This is a genomic window from Streptomyces sp. 5-10 (assembly GCF_014712245.1).
GTDB lineage: Bacteria > Actinomycetota > Actinomycetes > Streptomycetales > Streptomycetaceae > Streptomyces > Streptomyces violaceusniger.
The window spans coordinates 132,017-153,249 of sequence record NZ_JACVYG010000001.1 but is presented as its reverse complement, the minus strand read 5'-3'; the positions used below and the strand labels follow the sequence as shown (position 1 = coordinate 153,249).

The 21,233-nt window shown below is 71.6% G+C and carries 21 protein-coding genes; 4 read left to right on the top strand and 17 right to left on the bottom strand.

Annotated elements, in window-relative coordinates; translation table 11 throughout:
- Nucleotides 1-389: 389 nt before the first annotated feature.
- Both fumC and IEJ02_RS00735 read right to left on the bottom strand, forming a co-directional pair.
- Complete coding sequence (gene fumC / locus IEJ02_RS00740; RefSeq protein WP_191062831.1) at nt 390-1,871, bottom strand: class II fumarate hydratase; 1,482 nt, start codon at nt 1,869-1,871, stop codon at nt 390-392.
- Complete coding sequence (locus IEJ02_RS00735; protein WP_191062830.1) at nt 1,868-3,541, bottom strand: NAD-dependent malic enzyme; 1,674 nt, start codon at nt 3,539-3,541, stop codon at nt 1,868-1,870. The genes fumC and IEJ02_RS00735 overlap by 4 nt, the downstream gene beginning before the upstream one ends.
- 298 nt (nt 3,542-3,839) lie before the next feature.
- Between IEJ02_RS00735 and IEJ02_RS00730 the strand changes: the two genes are divergently transcribed.
- On the top strand, nt 3,840-4,568 hold the full coding sequence (locus IEJ02_RS00730; RefSeq protein WP_191062829.1) for an SDR family oxidoreductase: 729 nt from the start codon (nt 3,840-3,842) through the stop codon (nt 4,566-4,568).
- Nucleotides 4,569-4,678: 110 nt separating this feature from the next.
- On the opposite strand, the gene IEJ02_RS00725 is transcribed toward IEJ02_RS00730, so the two are convergent.
- A complete protein-coding gene (locus IEJ02_RS00725; RefSeq protein WP_191062828.1) occupies nt 4,679-5,125 on the bottom strand; it encodes a MarR family winged helix-turn-helix transcriptional regulator in 447 nt (148 codons plus the stop codon).
- Nucleotides 5,126-5,227: 102 nt separating this feature from the next.
- On the opposite strand from IEJ02_RS00725, the gene IEJ02_RS00720 reads away from it, so the two are divergent.
- Nucleotides 5,228-5,644, top strand: a complete 417-nt coding sequence (locus IEJ02_RS00720) for a nuclear transport factor 2 family protein (protein WP_191062827.1) — start codon at nt 5,228-5,230, stop codon at nt 5,642-5,644.
- Nucleotides 5,645-5,662: 18 nt separating this feature from the next.
- On the opposite strand, the gene IEJ02_RS00715 is transcribed toward IEJ02_RS00720, so the two are convergent.
- From IEJ02_RS00715 to IEJ02_RS00680, 8 genes are all read right to left on the bottom strand, one after another.
- Nucleotides 5,663-6,622, bottom strand: a complete 960-nt coding sequence (locus tag IEJ02_RS00715; protein WP_191062826.1) for an alpha/beta hydrolase family protein — start codon at nt 6,620-6,622, stop codon at nt 5,663-5,665.
- Between the two features lie 251 nt (nt 6,623-6,873).
- The gene (locus IEJ02_RS00710) at nt 6,874-7,437 is read right to left on the bottom strand and encodes an HD domain-containing protein (RefSeq protein ID WP_223863184.1); all 564 of its coding nucleotides are present in this window, start codon (nt 7,435-7,437) and stop codon (nt 6,874-6,876) included.
- Nucleotides 7,434-8,264: an inositol monophosphatase family protein gene (locus tag IEJ02_RS00705; protein WP_191062825.1), complete on the bottom strand. Its 831-nt coding sequence runs from the start codon at nt 8,262-8,264 to the stop codon at nt 7,434-7,436. The genes IEJ02_RS00710 and IEJ02_RS00705 overlap by 4 nt, the downstream gene beginning before the upstream one ends.
- Nucleotides 8,261-9,562: an alpha-D-ribose 1-methylphosphonate 5-triphosphate diphosphatase gene (locus tag IEJ02_RS00700; RefSeq protein WP_191062824.1), complete on the bottom strand. Its 1,302-nt coding sequence runs from the start codon at nt 9,560-9,562 to the stop codon at nt 8,261-8,263. Before IEJ02_RS00700 ends, IEJ02_RS00705 begins: the two co-directional genes overlap by 4 nt.
- A complete protein-coding gene (locus IEJ02_RS00695; RefSeq protein ID WP_191062823.1) occupies nt 9,559-10,074 on the bottom strand; it encodes a carbon-phosphorus lyase complex subunit PhnI in 516 nt (171 codons plus the stop codon). Before IEJ02_RS00695 ends, IEJ02_RS00700 begins: the two co-directional genes overlap by 4 nt.
- Nucleotides 10,074-10,802: a phosphonate C-P lyase system protein PhnH gene (gene phnH / locus IEJ02_RS00690; protein ID WP_191062822.1), complete on the bottom strand. Its 729-nt coding sequence runs from the start codon at nt 10,800-10,802 to the stop codon at nt 10,074-10,076. Before phnH ends, IEJ02_RS00695 begins: the two co-directional genes overlap by 1 nt.
- Entirely contained in the window at nt 10,799-11,221 is a 423-nt protein-coding gene (locus IEJ02_RS00685) for a phosphonate C-P lyase system protein PhnG (RefSeq protein ID WP_191062821.1), read from the bottom strand. Before IEJ02_RS00685 ends, phnH begins: the two co-directional genes overlap by 4 nt.
- Before the next feature lie 25 nt (nt 11,222-11,246).
- The gene (locus tag IEJ02_RS00680) at nt 11,247-11,432 is read right to left on the bottom strand and encodes a hypothetical protein (RefSeq protein ID WP_191062820.1); all 186 of its coding nucleotides are present in this window, start codon (nt 11,430-11,432) and stop codon (nt 11,247-11,249) included.
- Nucleotides 11,433-11,725: 293 nt separating this feature from the next.
- Here IEJ02_RS00680 and IEJ02_RS00675 point away from each other — a divergent pair, with 293 nt between their 5' ends.
- Both IEJ02_RS00675 and IEJ02_RS00670 read left to right on the top strand, forming a co-directional pair.
- Nucleotides 11,726-12,706: a formylglycine-generating enzyme family protein gene (locus IEJ02_RS00675; protein ID WP_191062819.1), complete on the top strand. Its 981-nt coding sequence runs from the start codon at nt 11,726-11,728 to the stop codon at nt 12,704-12,706.
- A gap of 114 nt (nt 12,707-12,820) precedes the next feature.
- Complete coding sequence (locus tag IEJ02_RS00670; RefSeq protein WP_191062818.1) at nt 12,821-15,088, top strand: arylsulfatase; 2,268 nt, start codon at nt 12,821-12,823, stop codon at nt 15,086-15,088.
- Between the two features lie 82 nt (nt 15,089-15,170).
- Here the strand turns inward: IEJ02_RS00670 and IEJ02_RS00665 are convergent, their stop codons facing one another.
- The 6 genes from IEJ02_RS00665 to IEJ02_RS00640 are packed head-to-tail and all read right to left on the bottom strand — an operon-like array spanning nt 15,171 to nt 21,227.
- Nucleotides 15,171-15,968, bottom strand: a complete 798-nt coding sequence (locus IEJ02_RS00665; RefSeq protein WP_191063100.1) for an SDR family NAD(P)-dependent oxidoreductase — start codon at nt 15,966-15,968, stop codon at nt 15,171-15,173.
- An 8-nt stretch (nt 15,969-15,976) separates the two neighbouring features.
- Nucleotides 15,977-17,470, bottom strand: a complete 1,494-nt coding sequence (locus IEJ02_RS00660) for an aldehyde dehydrogenase family protein (protein WP_191062817.1) — start codon at nt 17,468-17,470, stop codon at nt 15,977-15,979.
- Nucleotides 17,471-17,475: 5 nt separating this feature from the next.
- Nucleotides 17,476-18,348 carry an ATP-binding cassette domain-containing protein gene (locus tag IEJ02_RS00655; RefSeq protein ID WP_191062816.1) on the bottom strand — a complete coding sequence of 291 codons (873 nt, stop codon included), beginning with the start codon at nt 18,346-18,348 and terminating at the stop codon, nt 17,476-17,478.
- Nucleotides 18,341-19,405, bottom strand: a complete 1,065-nt coding sequence (locus tag IEJ02_RS00650; RefSeq protein WP_191062815.1) for an ABC transporter ATP-binding protein — start codon at nt 19,403-19,405, stop codon at nt 18,341-18,343. The genes IEJ02_RS00655 and IEJ02_RS00650 overlap by 8 nt, the downstream gene beginning before the upstream one ends.
- Nucleotides 19,402-20,280 (bottom strand): ABC transporter permease, encoded by an 879-nt coding sequence (locus IEJ02_RS00645; protein WP_191062814.1) that lies wholly within the window; start codon nt 20,278-20,280, stop codon nt 19,402-19,404. Before IEJ02_RS00645 ends, IEJ02_RS00650 begins: the two co-directional genes overlap by 4 nt.
- On the bottom strand, nt 20,277-21,227 hold the full coding sequence (locus IEJ02_RS00640) for an ABC transporter permease (protein ID WP_191062813.1): 951 nt from the start codon (nt 21,225-21,227) through the stop codon (nt 20,277-20,279). Before IEJ02_RS00640 ends, IEJ02_RS00645 begins: the two co-directional genes overlap by 4 nt.
- Nucleotides 21,228-21,233: the final 6 nt, after the last annotated feature.

The window sequence follows — 21,233 nt, the reverse complement described above, 5'->3', positions numbered from 1 at the left end:
CCTAGAAACGAGCGTGTCGGACCAGCCATCCGGCCAACCCGAGGTCTCGGCTTCGGGTTTTCCACAGTCCCCGTCCCGGATCAGGGCCACGGGCGGTTCCCGCCCATCGGGAGGAACGGCCCGATCGACGCGGTATCAGTGAATCAACACGCGCTTCCGGGTACGAAGCTCGGTCACGTAGCCCGCGCCAATGGCGAGCAGCGCAATGGAGGCCGCGGAAGCGGCGGCCAGCCATGCGCCACGCCGCATCAGGTAAGTGGCCCTCACCGACGGGGGATGCGGTGAGGGCCACTCACAGTGTGGCACGCCATAGGTGCGGAAGCGTATGTTCCGAGCGAGACAGACGCATATATCTACAACCGGAACTCGACGGCCCGCACGATGTCCCGTCACCCGCGCCGCTCGACCGGGCCGACCATGGCCGCCGGGTCGGCGATGCGGTCGAAGTCCTCCGGGGTGACGTCGCCGGAGGCCAGCGCGGCCTCGCGCAGGGTGGTGCCCTCGTCGTCGGCCTTGTGCGCGATGGCCGAGGCCCTGTCGTAGCCGATGACGGGGGAGAGCGCGGTGACCAGCATGAGGGACCGGTTGACGTCATCGTCGATCCGGTCGCGGTTGAGCCGGGCGCCCTCGATGCAGTACTGGCGCAGCTTGGCGCAGGCGTCGGTGAGGATGGTGGCCGCGTGCAGGAAGTTGTTGATGATGACCGGGCGCATGGCGTTGAGCTCGAAATTGCCCTGCGAGCCCGCGAAGGCGATGGCCGAGTCCTCGGACAGCACCTGGATGCAGACCATGACCATCGCCTCGCACTGGGTCGGGTTGACCTTGCCCGGCATGATCGAGGATCCCGGCTCGTTCGCCGGGAGACGCAGTTCACCGAGGCCGCAGCGGGGCCCCGAGGCCAGCCACCGGATGTCGTTGGCGATTTTCATCAGCGGCACGGCAAGGGCCCGCAGCCCGGCCGAGGCGCCGACCATGGCGTCCAGGCCGCCCTGCGCGGCGAACTTGTTGGCGGCGGTGGTGAACGGGTAGCCGGTGGCCGAGGCGATCTCGGCGGCGATCCGTTCGCCGAAGTCCGGTGGCGCGTTCAGCCCCGTGCCGACCGCCGTGCCGCCCGCGGCGAGTTCGTGCAGTCCTTCCGCGGACCGGGCGACCCGGTCGGCGGCCTGGTCCAGTTGCCGGGCGTAGCCGGACCACTGCTGTCCGACGGTGAGCGGGACCGCGTCCTCCAGGTGGGTGCGGCCGATCTTCACCACGTCGCGCCACTGGTCCGCCTTGGCCTCGATCGCCCGCTGGAGCGCCCGCACGCTGGGCAGCAGACGTTCGTGGACCGCCTTGACCGCGGCCACGTGCATGGCGGTGGGGAAGGTGTCGTTCGAGGACTGCCCCATGTTGACGTGGTCGTTGGGGTGGATGGGCGACTTGCTGCCCAACTCGCCACCGACCAGCTGGATCGCCCGGTTGCTGATCACCTCGTTGGTGTTCATGTTGGACTGCGTTCCCGACCCGGTCTGCCACACGTACAACGGGAAGTGGTCATCGAGCCTGCCCGCGATGACCTCGTCGGCCACCCGCTGGATCAGATTGGCCTTCCAGGCCGGCAGCCGCCCGGCCCGCCCGTTGACGACCGCGGCGGCCTTCTTGACGTGGCCGTAGGCGTGGTAGACGGCCTTGGGCATCCGGTCGTCCCCGATGGAGAAGTGGATCAGGGACCGCTGTGTCTGCGCGCCCCAGTACCGGTCCGCCGGGACGTCGATGGCGCCCATCGAGTCGGTCTCCCGGCGGGTCCCGGCCGCGTGCAGACCGATGGGCAGGTCGAGGATCTCCGGGGCGTCGTCGCCGCCCCCGGCCGAGGCGGGGTGGCGCGCGGTCATGACGCCGCTCCGTCGCCGTAGACGGGCTCCCACATGGCCTGGCGGACGGTCTGGGCGGGATCGGCCGGCTCGCTGGAGGCGACGCCCTCGCCGACCGCCGCCTTGACCACCGCCGTCGCGGTGGCCGCCGAGGACTCCCGCAGGTTCTCCACCGGCGGCAGCAGGGAAGCGCCCGGTTGCCCGAGGTCGACCTGGTCGGCCACCGCTTGAGCGGCCGCGAGCAGCATGTCCGCGGTCACCGTGGACACTCCGGAGACGATCGTGCCCAGGCCCAGTCCGGGGTACAGCAGCGCGTTGTTGGCCTGCGCGATCCGGTAGGTCACCCCGTCGTGTTCCACGGGTGGGACGGGGATGCCGGTCGCTATCAGGGCCTTGCCCTGCGACCAGGCGATGATGTCGTCCGGCATGGCCTCGATGCGCGAGGTCGGGTTGGAGAGCGGGAAGACGATCGGGCGCTCGGTCCCCGCGGCCATGGCCTCGACGACCTCGCGGGTGAACGCCCCGGGGACGGTGGAGGTGCCGAGCAGGATCGTCGGTTCGGCCCGGCGCACGGTCTCCAGCAGGGGGATCGCGCCGCCGTCGGCGGCCCAGTCGGCGACCTCCGACGGGTCGCGCGCGTAGGGCTGCTGGAAGTCGCGCAGGTCGGTCATGTCACGTGTGAGCAGACCCTGTTTGTCGATCAGCCAGACCTGCGCGGTGGCCTGCTCGGGGCTCGCGCCGTCGCGGATCATGGCATCGCGGAGCTGGTCGGCGATGCCCACCCCGGCGGTGCCCGCGCCGAAGACCACGAGCTTGTGGTCGCGCATCGGCACCCCGCCGACCTTGACCGCCGACAGGGCCGCGGCCAGGGTGATCGCACCGGTGCCCTGCATGTCGTCGTTGAAGATCCGGTAGCTGCGGCCGTACGTCTCCAGGATCCGCCGGGCGTTGCTCGGGCCGAAGTCCTCGAAGTGCAGCAGCGCGCGCGGGAACATCGACGAGGCCGTCCGGAGATACGTCTCGATGAACGCGTCGTAGTCGGCGCCGCGGACCCTGGGATGCCGGTTGCCGAGGTACAGCGGGTCCTTCAGCAGCGACTCACGGTCCGTGCCCACGTCCAGTGACACGGCGATGACACGGCGCGGATCGATACCGGCCGCCGCGGTGTAGACGGCCAGCTTGCCGACCGATATCTGGATCCCGCCCACGCCCCAGTCGCCGATGCCCAGGATCTGCTCGGCGTCGGTGCACACGATCAGGTCCACGTCCTCGGGCCCGAGCCGCAGAGTGGCGAAAGCCTTCTCCATGCCCTCCGGGTCGTCGATGGAGAGGAAGACGCCACGGGGGCGGCGGTACTCATGGGAGTACTTCTCGATCGCCTCGCCGACCGTGGGGTCGTACACGATCGGCAACAGCTCCACGAGGTGGTCGGTGAGCACCTTGAAGTACAGGGTCTCGTTGCGGTCGTGCAGCTGCTCCAGGTACACGTTCTTGGCCAGGTCACTGCCTTGAGATCGCAACTGCTGGTGGGCGCGTTGCGCCTGCTGCTCCAGCGTCAGCACCCCGGACGGCAGCCGGCCGGTCAGGCCCAGCTCGTCCCGCTCCGGCCGTGTAAACGCCACGCCACGGTTGAGGAGTGGATCCATCAGCGCGTCCGGAGTGGCAGGAGTCCGCGCGGTGCTCTTGGCCATGATGCCTGTCTCCCCAATGTGTGTGCATGCGTGTGCGTGTGTGCGTGTGTGCGTGTGTGCGTGCGGGCGCCGCCCGGCGCGCCCGCAGCCGGGAGAGGCCCGCGACGCCACCTCTACCGTGCGCACAGAGCCCCCGCCCCCGCTCGTCGATCTTTGAGCGAGGCGACATGGCATCCCGGGAGCCATCCCCTCCAAGGCCGTGGACGGCCTTGGACGGAACGTGCTCGAGCTCGGTGCATGGATTGACGTATGGGGGTTATCCATCCCGTTACGGACATACCTCGACGAAAGGCCTGTTATGAAGTTCGCGGTCATCGGCGGCACCGGGCTCATCGGGTCGCAGGTCGTCAAGAATCTGAAAGCCGCCGGGCACGAGGCGGTACCGCATTCGCCATCCACGGGAGTCGACATCATCAGCGGCAAGGGGCTGGACGAGGCCGTGGCGGGGGTCGACGTCCTCGTCAACGTGGCGAACTCCCCGACCTTCGACGAAGCCTCCCTGGCCTTCTTCCGGACTTCGATGGAGAACCTGCTGGCCGCGTCCCAGAAGGCCGGTGTCGGCCACTTCGTGATCCTCTCGATCGTCGGGGTGGACCAGGTGCCGGAGCTGGACTACTACCGGGCGAAGGCGCTCCAGGAGGAGCTCCTCGCGACCGGGCCGATCCCCTACTCGATCGTCCGGGCGACGCAGTTCATGGAGTTCATGGACGCCGCCATGTCCTGGACCGCCGATAGCGAGACCGTCCGGCTGCCCGCCACGCCGATCCAGCCGATCGCCGCCAAGGACGTGGCCGCCGCGGTGACGGATGTGGCCCAGGGTCCCCCACTGCGCGGCATTCGAAACATCGCGGGTCCCGAGGTCTTCCCCCTGGACGAGCTGGGCCGGATCACCCTGTCCGCCAAGGGTGACAACCGCACCGTCGTCACCGACCCGACCGCCGGCATGTTCGGCGCGGTCAAGGGCGACGTCCTCACCGACACGGGCGCCGACCTCGCCCCCACCCGCTACGCCGACTGGCTCTCCTGACCCGCGCGCCGCTACGGGGCGGCCCGCCGCACCCGAGCGCGCCCTCGCCGATCCGCGCACGGCGGACCTGGTGCGGGCGGCGGTGGCCCAGACCGGCCTGCGCGAGCGATCTACGCGGTGAAGGGCCCGTGGTCGACGAAGCGGTGCAGCTGGCGGGCGAAGGTCCGCGCTTCGCCGGGCGGCCAGGAGGCGAGGGAGTCCTCGATGTGCGCGGCGAGGCGCTGCCGCGTCGTTTCGATCGCCGCTCGCCCGGCTTCGGTCAGGGCGAGCAGGGTGGCGCGCCGGTCGGCGGGGTCGGGCTCGCGGCGTAGCAGACCGGCTTCCTCCAGGCGGGTCGCGCGGCGGGTGACGCCGGAGCGGTCCAGGCCGATCTCGTCGGCGAGACCCGCGGCGCTGCGCGGGCCGGTGCGGGCGAGCCCGCTGAGCACGGGGTAGGTCACCTCGTCCACGGCCTCGCCCAGGCCCTCGGTCAGGCGTCGGTGGATCTGCTCACGGGTGCTGCGCTTGAGCAGCGTTCCCAGCGCGTCGGCGATCTCGTGTCCCACATCGTTCGGCATGACCCCCAGACTAGCGTGCGCAGCGCACGCAATATGCGGTAGGGTGCAAACGCGTGCTCGGCGCACGCAGTTTTCGATCCTCCGAAACCGAAGGGCACCGTCATGACCACTGCCACCGCCACCCCCACCTCCCGTACCGACATCGCCACGGCCCTCACCGACCTGCTCTTCACCCCCGGTCTCGACCTGACCGAGGCCGTCGACCGGCACTTCGCCCCCGACTACCGCCAGCGCACCGACGGCCGCTGGGACGACCGCGGTGAGTTCATGGCCCACATCGCCCACCTGCGTACGATCGTCGCCGACGGATCGGTCCAGGTCCTCGACGAGCTCGCGCGGGGCGACCGCTACGCGGACCGTCATGTCATCGACGTCGTCAAGGCCGATGGCTCCACCGTGCGCACGGAGGTCTACCTCTTCGCCGAGTTCGCCCCTGACGGGCGCTTCCGCCGCATCGAGGAGACCACCCTCATGCTCGAGGGCGCCGACGCCGACCGAGGCCTGGGCAGCGCCCGCTGACACGCCGACACTCCCGGATTACTTCGATTCGACTCGTCCGAGTGGGCGGGGGTCGGCCGCCAGCGCGTCGCACGCCGCCCGCCACGCGGAATCCCCGGGGTTCAGCTGCGTGCGGAGGTAGGCCGAGGTGAGCCGCTGGACCGCGGACACGCGCTCGGGGCTCTCGTCGGTGGTCTCGGCGACGTCGTAGCCGGAGACCCCGCCGAGTCCGTGCTCCGCGTCGAACAGGGTGAGCAGGGACTTGGGGCCGGGGGACAGGAGGTACGGATCGGTGTGCCATTCCGGGCCCCGGACCGTCAGGTGGGGAGAGGCGTCCTTGTCGCCGGCGACCACGAGCGCGGGCGTGGTCATCGTGGAGAAGTCCGTGGTCAGGAAGAAGGGGAAGTTCTCGGCCGTGGACCCGGTGAGGGCATCGCCGCCCCTGCCGGGCGCGGCGAGCAGCACACCCGCGGTGATCCGGGGCTCGGTCAGGTTCACTTCCGTGCCGTCGTCCGGATCGGTGAGCCGGGCGCCCAGCAGCAGGCTCGCGGTGTGCCCGCCCATCGAGTGCCCGGCCACGGCCACCTTGCTCCGGTCGAGGCGCCCGGGGAGCTGTGGAACGGCGGCCTCGATCGCGTCGAGCTGGTCGAGGACGCGCATCATGTCCTCGGCCCGCGATCGCCAGAACAGCGGCGCGCCGGGGGTGTTGGGGTCCAGGCTCAGCGTTCGCGAGCTCAGATGGGTGGGCTGGATCACGACGAAGCCGTGTGCGGCCCAGAAGTTGACCAGAGGGGCGTATCCGTTCAGCGAGGAGAGGTGGTTCGAGTAGCCCTGGCCGTGCGAGAGGAGGATGACCGGCAGGTCGGCCCCGGTCACGGGCGCGGATACGCGCACTTCCAGGTCCACGGCCCGGCCGGGAGCCGGCAGTGCCACCGGGCTGACCGAGAGGACGGGAGTGGGTGAGCCGAAGGCGTCGGCCGCGTATGTCGATTCACTCATGAGGTGCGCATATCCCTTCAATGGCCTCTGCCGCCGGTTTCGTTCGGCCGGGGTGGATGAGGCGGTCAGGAGCGTCCGGCTTCGGGCGGTCGGGCAGCCGAGCGGCGCCGAAAACGGATCGTCGTTCCGATTAATGTACGGAGCGGCGTTCCGTTTTGTCAAAGCGGGCGGCGGAGCGCATCGCTCCGGAGGTCACATGCGCAGCGTCCCGGGGGCAGGCCGAGCGGCCTGCCCCCGGGACGCGACCAGCCTCAGGCCCGCCGCGCCGCCACGCAGCGGGCGTGGGCCGCCAGGAGGGCCGGCATCGCCAGTCGCGGGCCGTCCGGGTCCTTGGCCGCGTCGTCCCAGCGGCGCAGCGCGACCGCGTCCGCGGCCAGCGGATGGGCCGCGAACTCCGCCACCTCGCGCTCGTCCATCGGGCCGCCCTGGGCCTTCAGGGACGCGACCGACGCCGGGCTGAGCAGGGCGTGGTACGCCGCGTCGGTCGCCACCAGATAGCGCTTGGCCGGTACGTGCTGGGCGATGACCCACGCCGCCCGTTCGCTCACCCGGCGGCGGGCGAACTCGGCGCCCGCCATCTCGTGCGGCAGACCCGGGTGTTCGGCCCGGACCGATCGGGCCCGGCCGATGTCGTGCAGCGCCGAGGCCACCACCAGTTCGTCGTCCGCGCCCGCGTCCATCGCCAGCCACGCCGTCTGCAGCGCGTGTGTCCGCTGGTCGACGGCCTCTCCGCCGTACGGCAGGCCCGCGAGGCCGTCCACGAGCGCGGTCAGTTCCTCGTCCGTCAGCGGGTCCAGGGGGATACGGGTGGTCATCGCTCCTCCGTTCCGCGGATGGTCTCCGCCAGTTCCTCCGCGAGCCGCGGGGTGGCCGCGACCACACCCGACCAGCGGCGGGTGAGGTCCGGGTCGATCTCCAGCGGGCGGCCGCGCACATCGATCACCGCGCCGCCCGCCGCGGGGACGGTCACCATCGCGGCCGCCAGGTCCACGATCCGGTGGGTGTCGGAACCGGCGTCGGCGAACGCGTCCGTGGACCCCTCGGCCACCAGCACCGCCTCCAGGCAACTCGTGGACAGGATGCGGATCCTGGCCGCCCGCGTCGCCACCCGCCACCACGCGTCGGCGATGTGCCGCTGCGGCCGCAGCAGACTCACCGCCGCGCCGTCCAGCTCCGTACGGCCGCTCGTGCGGTACGGCGACGGCTGACCCGCCACCGTGTGCCAGCAGCGCCCGGTGTCCAGCCAACTGGTCAGCGCCTCGGTCGGCACACCGTCCACCGCGATGACACCCGCGAACGCGGACAGCGGGACACCCGAGGCGGCGTTCGCCGTGCCGTCCACCGGGTCGGTGACCAGGGTGACGGCGGATCCGTTGTCGATGCTGCCCAGTTCCTCGCTGAGCAGATTGATCCGGTGGGCGTTCACCACCTCGGCGATCGCGGTGTCCACCAGGATGTCCAGCCGCATCGTGGGCGTACCGTCCGCGCCCACCCGCACCTTCTCGGCCAGCTGGGCCCGGTCGTACGCCTCGCGCGCGGCGCGGAACGCGTCCGTGGCGGCGCGGGTCGCCGCGGCCAGCGCCGGGTGGACACCGGTCGGCAGCTGCGGTTCGGGCACCGGCCAGGGGATACGGCCACTCATGCCACGTCACCTCCCGAGTGCGAACCCGAGTGCGAACCCGAGTCCGTTTCCGAGTCCGTTTCCGAGTTCGTTTCCGAGCCTGCGCGCAGGACGGCCGCCACGACGGGCCAGGGGCGGCCCGGTTCGGCCAGCACCAGGTCGGCCCGCAGACCCGCCTCGAGGCGGCCGCGGTCCGGGAGACCGGCGACGGCCGCCGCGCCGCCGGTGACCAGGCCGACCGCCGCGGGCAGCGGCGCCAGCCCCTCCTCGGCGAGCAGCAGTGCCGCCGAGAGCAGCCCCGACGGCAGGTAGTCGGAGGCGAGCGCGGTGACCAGGCCGCGCCCGACCAACTCGCGGCCGGAGGCGTTGCCGTTGTGCGAGTTGCCGCGCAGCACGTTGGGCGCGCCCATCACCGTCGGCATGCCGTGCTCGTACGCGGCCTCCGCGGCGGCCACCGTGGTGGGGAACTCCGCCACCGCGCCACCCCGCATCCGCAGCTCCTCGATCTCCCCCGCCGAGCCGGGGTCGTGGCCGAGCAGCCGGATACGGCCCGCGCGGGCCTGCTCGCCGAGCCAGTCCAGCGCCTCCTCGCGGACGTCGAGCCGGCCGTCCCGGTCCTCGATGAGCCGGTCCACGTAGGCGCGGGCCTCGTCCTCGGTGACCCCGCGGGTGCCGACGAGATACCGCTCGTAGTAGCCGCGGTCCGCGTACTGCCCCTGGCCCGGGGTGTGGTCCTCGTGCGACACCAGGACCGGTCCGCGCTCGGCGCCCCCGATCCGCTCCAGCCGCTGCCGCAGCCCGGCCAGACCCTCCGGGCAGCGGACGTCCAGCCGGTGCAGGATCCGGTGGTCCACCAGGCCCTCGTCGGCGCGGCTCGCCACGGCCGCGCAGATCCGTCGCGCGTTCTCCAGGGTACGGCGCATGCCGCGCCCGCCGCTCTCCTCGAACGCCGCGCCGTGGTACGCCGTGGTGACACCGGCCGCGCGCAGCTTGCCCTCGAAGGACAACAGCGCGAATTCCAGGGGCAGTTCGGCCCCGGGGCGCGGCAGCAGCTCCTTCTCCAGACCGTCGCTGTGCACATCCACCAGACCGGGCAGACACAGCATCCCCTGGCCGTCGACGTCGGCCTCCACACCGGCCGGGTGCGGTGCGACCTCCGCGATCCTGCCGTCACGGACCGCGACCAGCGCGTCGTCCAGCACCCGGTCCGGCAGCACCGCCCGTACGTGTCCCAGCACGTAGTCCCGGGGCGGACCGCCCAGCGTCCAGCCCTGGGCCGGCGCCTCGGCCGGCCCCCCGCTCACCAGTCCCGTGCTCATGCCGCCGCCTCCAGCGTCCGATCCGGCGCGCCCTGCCGGGCGATCCGGCCGTCGCCGACGAACACCGCCCGGGACGCCAGCCGCCGGATGGCGTCCATGTCGTGGAAGACGGCGAGGACGGCGGCATCCCGCCCCGCCAGCGAGTCGACCAGTTCCAGTGCCGCCTCCCGGTTGGCCGGGTCCAGCGCGGACACCAGCTCGTCGAGCAGCAGCAGCAGCCGGCCGGGGTCGACGGGTTCACCGACCGCCCGCCGCGGCAGGGTGGACCGCTGCGCGCGCAGCAGGTGCGACGCCTCCAGGGTGTCCCCCTCGGCCTGCCGGAAGGCGTCGGCCGCGGTGGGCTCGTCGTACAGCCCGGCCTCGCCCGTCACCCGGTCGACGGCCAGCCGGAAGCGGGCGGTGATCTGCTCGGTGGACGCCCATGTGGCGGGCGCGTGGTCGCGCTTGCGGCGGACCAGGTCCTCGGCGGCGAGAATCGCCTCGAGTCCGCCACGTGCTCCCGAGTACCCCATCAGTCCTCCTCCTCGGCCACGACACCGGCCATGACACCGGCCACGGCATTGGCCACGACACTGGCCACGGCACCGGTCGCGTCGTCCACGGCATCGGTCACGATCGTGACGGTCGTGCTGCGCGGCAGGCCCATGACGCGGCCGTCGGGCGTGGCCAGCAGCAGATCGACCCCCGCGGGGAAACCGCCGACGGCCTCGGCGCGCGCCGCCACGAAGTCGTCCGGCACACCCTGCGGGGCGATGTCCCGCTCACCCGGTACGCCGGGCCCGGACAGCCGCCAGGCGGACGGTCCGCCCTCCAGCGCGGTCGCCGGCAGGCACAGCACGGCGCCGTCCTCCGGCGCCTCGGCGGTGCCCCGGGCCAGCCGAGGGATCTCCTCCGCCGCGACGGGCCGTACGGCGGCGACGAGCCGGGCCCTCTCCAGCGACACCGCGGGGGCGTTGGTGGCCACGTTCACCACGTCCGACCAGCGCCGCGAGCAGTCCTCCTCCAGGTCGTGGACACCGGTGCCGAGGTCCGCGAGCGCGAGGACCGGCAGCAGCGCGGACGGCACCACGCCGGGGACGTCCGAGGGGACCCGGGTCACCGTGGCCGGCCGCGCCAGGGCGTCGAGCACGGCGCGGAAGACGCCCTGTGCCTGGGCGGGGCGCAGCTTGGCCGCGGTCACCAGCTCCGCGGTTCCGGCGGCGTTCGCGGCGGGTGCCGGAACCCTCTCCACAGCGGTCACGTCAGCTCCTCGAACGCGACGACGGTCGGGGCGAGCTCCGCCCACTCCTGGTCCTCCCGCCGCTCCCGGCGCGTCGCGATCCGTTCGCACAGCGCGTCGATCTCGGCGGCCCGGGGGCGGCCGGACTGCGCCTCGGCGTCGAGCACCGCGGCGGCCAGCGCGGCCGCGCGGTCGTCCCCGAAGCGCATGGCCCAGCCGCGGTGGCCGGCGAGCTCCACCGCGGCCCGGCAGGCCAGGACGTCACCGAGCAGGAAGCGCTGCTCCAGGACCGGTTCGCGGACCTGCGCGGTCACACAGCCGACCTCGGGCCCCACCAGCACCCGTACCCGCGCGCCGTCGGCGAGGCAGGCGTCGGCCAGTTCGATCAGTTCGGCCCGCTCGGCCTCGGCCAGCAGGGCACAGCGATGCTCCCTGCTCATGACGTATGTCACCACTTCTCCTGGTTCATCGCGGTGTGACAACTCTCTGCGGTGTGACGGCCACGTCGGCGATGGCCGTACGGTCGTCGAGCTCGACCACGACCCGGACGGCGTCGGCGCGGGTCCGGGTACGGCCGCACATCAGGACGTTGCCGATCGCCTCGTCCCGGCTGGCGCTCTCCACCAGCCAGGCGGGCCGGCAGCTCTCCATGCCCAGCCGCCGAACCGCTCCGCGATCTCCAGATACCTGGTCGCACTCACACCGGGAACTGTGATCGGCCCACTCGTCCGGACAATCTGCCGACGGCCAACGAGACCGGACCGGGAAGGTGAACAACCGGGACAGTTGTTTCGCGATCCGAACCGGCCCCACCGGCGCCCCACCGGCGCCGCCCCGGCCGCCGGCCCCACCGGCGCCGGTGGGCCGTACGCTCGAGCCGACGGAGAATGTGTGGTCAGCCGGGCAAGGAACAGCAGCAACAGCAGCCCGCGGTCGGAGGAGCGATGTCAGGCGCGTGTTGTGCCCCCACGTCCGGGGGCGGCGAGGAGATTCCCGAAGCGTCCGCCGTGCGGGCCCGGGCCCCGGAGCGGGACCGGGTGCGGGGGCTGCGCGCCATGCTGCGCATCCCCGGAGGGACGTTCCGGATGGGGGGTGACGACGCGGACGCGTTTCCCGAGGACGGTGAAGGCCCGGTCCGGGAGGTGCGGCTGTCACCGTTCCTCATCGACGCGACCACCGTCACCAACAGGCAGTTCGCGACATTCGTGCGCAGCAGCGGCTACCGGACCGACGCCGAGCGCCACGGCTGGTCCTTCGTGTTCTACGCACTCGTCCACCCCGGCGCCCGGCGCATGGTGCGCGACGGCACGGTGGCGCAGGCGCCCTGGTGGCTCGCGGTCGACGGGGCGTGCTGGCGGGCCCCGTACGGGCCGGGGTCGTCATGGACCGATCTGTCGAACCACCCCGTCGTCCACGTCTCCTGGCGCGACGCGTCCGCCTACGCGGAGTGGGCGGGCAAACGCCTGCCCACGGAGGCGGAGTGGGAGAGGGCGGCGCGTGGCGGCCTGGAGCGCTCCCGTTACCCCTGGGGGGATGAGCTCCTGCCTCGGGGACAGCACCGCTGCAACATTTGGCAGGGGCAGTTCCCGCAGGTCAACACCGGTGAGGACGGGTATCTGGGCACCGCGCCGGTCAAGGCCTACCGGCCCAACAACTTCGGCCTGTACAACACATCCGGCAATGTGTGGGAATGGTGCTCCGACTGGTGGAGCACCACATGGCAGGTGGCCGACCGCCCGGAGACCCGCCAGGACCCGGCCGGACCTCCCACCGGGGAGGCGAAGGTGATCCGCGGCGGCTCTTACCTGTGCCACGCGTCGTACTGCAACCGCTACCGCGTCGCCGCGCGCACGTCCAACACACCGGACAGCTCCACCGGCCACATGGGGTTCCGCTGCGCGGCTGATCTGCCTCCGACCCGCTGACGGCGCCTTGGTTGACACCACTTCGGGAGCGGGTGAGACTTACACCGCCTACTGGTAAGACCAGTTAACCGGAGCGTCCTCGGACCGAAACGTCCACGCCAAGGAGCGTCCTGGATGACCAACGCCTCTCCTCATGCGCCGTCCGTGGGCGGCACCTTCCACGGCAGGATCGGCACCACCTACGAGGAGTCGACTCCCTGGTGGCCCGAGCAGCAGACGCTTCCCGAGGACACGCCCAACGTCGTGGTCATCGTGCTCGACGACGTCGGCTTCTCCGATCTGGGCTGCTTCGGCTCGGACATCGACACCCCCGCCATGGACGCCCTCGCCACCGGTGGCCTTCGCTACGCCAACTTCCACACCACCACGCTGTGTTCGCCGACCCGTGCCTCCCTGCTGACCGGCCGGAACCACCACTCCGTCGGCATGCGGATGCTGTCCAACTTCGACACCGGCTTCCCCAGCGGCCGGGGGCGGATCACCACGGCCGCCGCGACCCTGCCCGAGGTGCTGCGCGACAACGGCTTCAACACCATGGCCGTCGGCAAGTGGCATCTGGCGCCGATGGAGCAGACCACCCCGTCCGGGCCGTACACCCAGTGGCCGCTGTCGCGCGGGTTCGAGCGCTACTACGGATTCCTGGAGGCCGAGACGGACAGCTTCCACCCGGAGCTGTTCTACGACAACCACGCCGTGGACCCGCCGAAGACCCCGGAGGAGGGCTATCACCTCAGTGAGGACCTGGTCGACCGGGCGATCGAGTTCGTCCGCGACCAGACGTCGGTCACTCCGGAGAAGCCCTTCTTCCTCTACCTGGCATTCGGCGCGGCGCACGCCCCGCACCAGGCTCCCCGGGAGTACGTGGAGAAGTACCGTGGCCGGTTCGACCACGGCTGGGACGCCGAGCGCGCCACTCGCCACGCCCGCCAGCTCGAACGGGGCATCCTGCCACCCGGCACCGAACTGGCGCCGCGCAACCCCGGGGTCGTTCCGTTCGACGAGCTGTCGGACGACGAGAGGAAGCTGTCCGTACGCCTCCAGGAGGCCTACGCGGCGATGCTCGACCACACCGACCACCACATCGGCCGGCTCATGGAGTTCCTGGAGCGGATAGGCCAGATGGAGAACACCATCACCATCCTGCTCTCGGACAACGGGGCCAGCCAGGAAGGCGGGCAGAAGGGGTCGCTCAACCCCACCGCGTTCCAGAACGGCATCGCCGAGGACGTCGAGGAGATGGTGGCGCGGATCGATGACATCGGCACCACCCGCGCGCACGCCAACTACCCCTGGGGCTGGGCACAGGCGGGCAACACCCCGTTCAAGCGCTACAAGCAGAACACCCACGAAGGCGGCGTCCGCTGCCCGCTCATCGTGCGGTGGCCCCGGGGGCTGCCGCGCACCGGCGAGGTCAGGCAGCAGTTCCACCATGTCAACGACATCGTCCCGACCCTCTTCGAGGTACTCGGTGTGCGGGCTCCCGAGGTGTACAACGGCATCCCCCAACTGCCCATCCACGGTGTCAGCATGGCGTACACCTTCGGCTCGCCGACCGCGCCCACGCGCAAGGAAGCCCAGTACTTCGAGATGTTCGGGCACCGCGCGATCTGGCACGACGGCTGGAAGGCCGTCGCCTTCCACCAGCGCGGAACGTCCTTCGACGACGATCAGTGGGAGCTGTACCACCACGACACCGACTTCTCGGAGTGCGACGACCTGGCGCGGACCCACCCCGAACAACTCCAGAAGATGATCGCCCGCTTCTGGGTGGAGGCGGGGAAGTACGATGTGCTGCCGCTGGACGACAACGGGTTCGCCTACCGGGCGAAGATTCCGCGCCCCGGCTCCCCGCGCAGGCGCACCACCTTCACCTACTACCCCGGCATGGCCCATCTGCCCGTCGCCGCGGTGCCTCCGGTGATGAACCGCGCACACCGCATCACCGCGCATGTCGACCGGGCCACCGCGGCGGACGAGGGTGTCCTGGTGTCCCTGGGCAACATCAGCAGCGGATACGTCCTGTACGTCAAGGACAACCGGCTGGTCTACGAGTACAACTTCCTCGGCACCCGGTACACGGTGACCTCGGTGGAAGAACTCCCGACCGGCCCGGCGGAGCTGACCTTCGCATTCGTCAAGACCGGCGACATGCGGGGCGTGGGACACCTCTATGTGTCCGGCAGGCCGGTGGGCGCCGGGGACATTCCGCGGGTCCTCCCGCACTTCCTGGGATGGCAGGGGCTCGACGTCGGCCGGGACACCCTGTCGCCCTCCTCGCCCAGCTACGAGGGTGAATTCGCGTTCACCGGAGGGTTCGAGAAGGTCGTGTTCACGGTCGCCCCGGACGAAGAGGGCACCGTACCCTTCGAGCGCATCGACTGATCCGGCCCCCGACGGCTTCAGGCCCCTCTTCCGGGGTTGAACACCTCCGGAAGAGGGGCCCGAAGCATGTGCGACGTTGCGGTCAGCTGGGCGGTGTGAAGCGCCCGTCGATCGCCGTCCAGCCCCCGTCCACGAAGAGCTGGCTCCCCGTGACGAAGGACGACGCGTCCGACGCGAGGTAGACGACGGCGCCGGCCAGCTCGTCGGCCCGGGACCAGCGGCCCAGGGCGCTCTTGCTGGCGTAGGCCTCCGACCACTCCGGCACCGCCCTGATCTGCGCGGTCAGCGGGGTGTCCACGACGCCCGGGGCGATGGTGTTCACCCGCACACCCGACGGGCCCAGCTCGGCCGCAGCGGTCCGCAGCAGCTGGACGAGGCCGGCCTTCGTGGCCGCGTACACCCCCTGGCCCGGCTCGACGGCCACCGCGCGGATCGAGCTGAAGCCGATGATGCTTCCCTCGCCGCGTTCGGCCATGCCGCGGCCGAACGCCCGCACCAAGTCGAAGGACGCGCGCAGATTGAGCGCCACGACCCGCTCGAATTCCTCCGCCGTGTAGTCCAGCAGGGGCTTGCGCACATTCGTCGCGGCGGTGAAGACGAGCACGTCGACGGGGCCGAGCTCCTCGGCGGCACGCGCGACCGCCTCGCCGTCGAGCACATCGAGGGCGTACGCGGCGAGGCCGGGCCCCATCGACGCCGACTCCTCGGCCGCCGTCAGGTCACGGTCGGCGCACACCACCGTGGCGCCGTGTGCCGCGAGCGCCAGGGCGCTCTCGCGGCCGATTCCACTGCCCGCGCCCACCACGACGGCCTTGCGGCCGTCGAGCCTGAACAGGCGGGAGTACGCGTCCACCGCATCGGTGTGGTCCTTCGCTCGCACTGTGGTCCTCACGGCTTCCTCGTCGTCGGGCGGATCACTGCCATACGGGTGACGGTGAGCTCTTCGATGGCGAACCTCGGGCCCTCCCGTCCGGCCCCGGAGTCCTTCACACCGCCGTACGGCATGACATCGGACCGGAAACCGGGAACCTCGTTGACGACCACTCCACCCACCTCCAGGCGGTCGAGAGCGGTGAACGCCGTCTCCAGGGCGCTGGTGTAGACGCTCGCGTGCAGGCCGTAGCGCGAGTCGTTGACCAGGTCCAGGGCCGTGTCCAGATCGGGGACGGACCGTACCGCGACCACGGGGGCGAAGACCTCCTCGTTCCACACCGGGAGGGCGCGGTCCACGTCGAGCAGCACGGTGGGCTCGATCACCCCGTCGGTGACACCGCCTCCGGCGACGAGCGAGGCACCCGCCGCCACCGCCTCGTCCAGCCACGCGCGCACCCGCTCGGTCGACCGCTTGTCGATGAGTGCCGAGACACGCGTCCGCGGATCGCGGGGGTCACCCACGGCCACCTGGGCCACGCGCTCCGTCAGACGGGCCATGAACTCCTCGCGCACGGCGTCCACCACGATGACCCGCTGCACACTGATACACGCCTGGCCCGACGCGTAGTACCCGCCGCGCACCACCGCGTCGGCGGCGGCGTCGAGGTCGGCGTCGGCGGCCACCACCAGGGCGGCGTTGGAGCCGAGTTCGAGCAGCACCTTGGTGGGTGCCGCGTCCCGGGCGATCCGGTGGCCAACGGCGGCGGAACCGGTGAAGGACACCGCACCGATCCGGCGGTCGCAGGTCAGCGCGGCACCCACCTCGGGGCCCCCGGTCACCAACTGGACGGCGGCGCGGGGCGCGTCGGCGGCGCCCAGGGCCTCGCGGAGGAGGTGCACCAGCCACAGGGTGGCCAGGGGCGTCTGCGGGGCGGGCTTGACGATGACCGGGCAGCCGGCGGCCAGCGAGGGCGCGACCTTGTGCGCGGCGAGCAGCAGCGGGTAGTTGAAGCCCGCGATGCCCACCACCACACCGATCGGCTTGCGGGTCCAGAAGCCGAGCAGCCCCTCACCCGACGGCAGCAGGTCCAGCGGCACCGTCTCCCCGTGCAGCCGGGCCACTTCCTCGGCCGCCGTCAGCAGGGTCAGCAGCGTGCGGTCCACTTCCACACGGCAGTCGACCAGCGGCTTTCCGGTCTCCAGGACCAGAAGCCGCTCGAAGTCCGCGCGTCGGGAGGCGATCGCCTCGTGCGTGGCGAGCAGCGCCGCCCGGCGGGTGTGCGAGGGGAGCCGTCCGACCCGCTCGCGGATCGCGACGGCGGCGTCCACCGCCTGGCGTGCGAGACCGGTGTCCCCGACCGGGGCCCGGGCGACGAGCGTCCCGTCGTAGGGAAAGCGGACGTCCCCGGCGGCGGGTGCCTCGACCCAGTGGTCGCCGATGGGAAGGCCCTCGGGAAACTCCCTCACCACGGGGGATTCGCCATCGGCGGGTTTGACGTGGGTGGTCACGGTCGCTACTCCCGGTTGAGGTCGGCCGCCGACACTCCGGACAGTGCCTTGCCCAGCGTCGGAACGGCGGCGATCAGCCTGCGTGTGTAGGAATGCTGCGGGTTCTCGTACACCTGCTCCGTGGACCCGCTCTCCACGATCTGCCCGGCGTGCATGACCGCGACCCGATCGCACACATGGCGGACCACGGACAGGTCGTGGGAGACGAAGACCAGCGTGAGGGACAGCTCGTCGACGAGGTCGGCGATGAGGTTGAGCACCTGGGCCCGTACGGACACGTCCAGGGCGCTCACCGGCTCATCGGCCACGATGATCTTCGGGCGGGGGGCGAGGGCGCGTGCGATCGAGATGCGCTGCCGCTGGCCGCCGGAGAACTGGTGCGGATACCGGTCCGCCGCGTCGGCCCGCAGGCCGACGGCCTCGAGCAACTCGGCCACCCGCTCCCGGCGGTTCCGGTGTCCCTGCGCGACCAGCGGCTCGGCCACGATGTCGCCGACGCGCATGCGCGGGTCCAGTGAACTCATCGGATCCTGGAAGACGAGCTGGAGCCGCTCGCGGACGAACTTCAGCCGTCTCTCCCGGAGCCCGGTGATGTCCCGGCCGTCGATCGCGACGCTGCCACTGGTGGGGCGGTCGAGCCCGGCCAGGATCCGCAGCAGCGTCGACTTCCCGCACCCCGACTCGCCCACGATGCCGAACCGCTGCCCCTGCGGGATGTCGAAGCTGACCCCGCGCAGGGCACGCACCGACGGGCTGGGGTGGCGCAGTGAGGTACGAGGCCGCCCGTAGACGCGGGTGACGTCGCGGACGCTGATGGCGTCCACGGGGCCGGTACCCGACGCGGGCGCGAGGGGGGCACTGGTCGGCTGCTCAGCCACGGCCGGCCTCCTGGTTCGTGGGGCTGCCGGTCCCGGGCGCGCCGCTTCCGGCGGGCACCGGGTGGAAGCAGGCGTAGCCGGAGTCCGGCCCGGTCGGGACCCATTCCGGTCTGGTGGCGCAGACGTCGGTCGCCTGGGCGCATCTGTTCCTGAAGACGCATCCGGCGGGGAACCGCCCCGCCGCCGGAACCGACCCGGGGATCGTGGCCAGCCGGCCGCGGTCGTCGGCCACGGTCAGATCCGACGCGCCGATCAGGCCCTGGGTATAGCGGTGCCGGGGGCGTGTGAACACCTCCCGGACCGGGCCGGACTCGACCAGCCGCCCGCCGTACATGACCATGACCCGCTCGCAGGCGGTGGCCACCACGGCCAGGTCGTGGGTGATGAAGAGCATGGCCGATCTGCGGTCCTGGACGCCCCGCACGATCAGGTCGAGCACCCGCGCCTGCACCGTGACGTCGAGCGCGGTGGTGGGTTCGTCGCACACCAGGAGCGCGGGGTCGTTCGCGAGGGCGATGGCCAGTACCACCCGCTGCCGCTGGCCCCCGGAGAACTGGTGCGGATAGGCCTGCGCGGCGGCCTCGGGATCGGGGAGCCCCACCTGGGCGAGCAGTTCCACGGCGGCGGCCCGGGCGGACGCGCGGTCGGGCCTGGTCCGGTGGATCAGCAGCACCTCGGCGATCTGCCGCCCGACCCGCATCGTGGGGTTCAGAGCGGTCATGGGCTCCTGGAAGACCATGGCGATCTCCTTGCCCCGCACCCGGGACATCCGCGCCTCGTCGGCGCCCACCAGGTCATGGCCGACTCCGGCGAGCCGTACCGAACCCGAGGCCCGCAGCCCCTCCGGGAGCAGGCCCATGACGCTCAGCGCGGTCAGCGACTTGCCCGACCCCGACTCACCGATCAGGCCGACCCGCTCGCCCGCCCGGATGGTGAAGTCGACGTCTTCGACGAGCTTGCGCCCGCCCACCGTGACGCCGAGGTTCCGCACGGCCAACACGTCATCGGGGGAGCCATGTGCGGCGGCGGCCGGTCCCGTCTCAGGTACCGGGGTCATCGGCGGTCCTCCAGCTTGGGGTCGAAACGGTCGCGCAGGCCGTCACCGAGCAGATTGAATCCGAGCACCGCCACCGCGATCGCCACGCCCGGGAACACGGCGAGCCGGGGCGCGATCGACAGCAGTTCCTGGCTCTCCTGGAGCATCCGGCCCCAGGACGGTGTGGGCGGCGGGGTTCCGAAGCCCAGGAAGGACAGCGCGGCTTCGGCGAGCACGGCGATGGCGAAACCGACCGACGCCTGCACGATGACCAGACTGCTGACGTTGGGCAGGACATGCCGCACGGCGATGGCGAACGGTCCACGGCCCGCCGCGCGCGCGGCGGTGACGTACTCGGTCTCCATGACCTGCAACGTGCCACCGCGGATCAGCCGGGCGAAATGGGGGATGGACGCGATGCCGATGGCGATCATCGCGACCAGCGTGCCGGCGCCGTACACGGCCGCGAACATGATGGCCAGCAGGAGCGCCGGGAAGGCAAGCAGCAGGTCGTTGCCGCGCATCAGCAGCTCGCCGAACCAGCGGGGCGCCATTCCGGCGACGATGCCGAGGGGCACGCCGACCACGGCGGCGACCCCCACCGCCACGAAGCCGACGAACAGCGTGGTGCGCGAGCCCACCAGGATCTGGCTGAACACATCACGGCCGAATTTGTCCGTGCCGAACCAGTAGTCGGGCGACGGCTCCCGCAGCCGCACCGAGGGATCCACCAGGGTCGGGTCGTGCGGGGTCCACACGAAGGACAGCAGCGCCATGCCGATCACGATCGCGACGACGAGGCCGCCCACCAGGAGGCTGCCCGTGACCGGGCGGCGCCGACGGCGGCCGGCGGGCACCGCGGACGCCACGGTGGCTTCCCTCTCCGGAGTGCTCATGACGCACCTCCCCTGAGCCGTGGGTCGATCAGCAGATAGACCATGTCCACCAGGAAGTTCACGAGCAGCACCGCCATTGCGATGATCATGACCACGTCCTGCACCACGATGAGGTCCCGGTTGGCGACGCTGTCCAGCAGCAGGCTGCCCAGCCCGGGGATGACGAAGACCCGTTCGATGACGACGGAGCCCACCAGCAGCGTGGCGAGCTGCAGGGCCAGGACGGTGACCACGGGCACCGCCGCGTTCCGCAGCCCGTGCCGCAGCAGTGCCCGCGTCGGGCGAAGTCCCTTGGCCCGGGCGGTGCGCAGATAGTCCTCCCGGAGGACATCGAGCACCGCGCTGCGGACATAGCGGGTGAGCACCGCCGCCTGCACGATGCCGAGGGACAGCGCGGGCATCAGCAGCTGTTTGAGGAACAGGACCGGATCCTGCACCGGAGGTGTCCAGCCGTTCGCCGGCAGCCATCCGAGCCCCACCGCGAACACGGTGATCAGGAGGATGCCGGCGAGGAAGGCCGGGATGGCCACGCCGACTTGGGAGAGGGCCGAGAGAACCAGCCCGGACGGCTTGCGGTGCCGCACGGCCATGAGCGTGCCCATGGGGAGGGCCAGAACGCAGGCGATCACCATTCCGGTGCCGACGAGCCACAGGGTGACCTGGAGACGGTCGGCGAGCTGCGGGCCGATCGGCGCCTGGGAGATGTAGGAGTTCCCCGGGTCGAAGGTCAGCAGCCCGTGTACCCAGTGGAGGTACTGGGCCACGAGTGGCCTGTCGAGCCCGAACTGTTCGCGCAGTTGCGCCACCGCCGAGTCCGACGCGCTGGTTCCCAGGGCGACACGGGCCGGATCCCCCGGCAGCACCGCCATGAACGCGAACACCAATACGGAGCTCACGGCCAGGCTGGCCAGGAGGATGCCGATCCGCTGTACGAGACGGACGATCATTGGTTC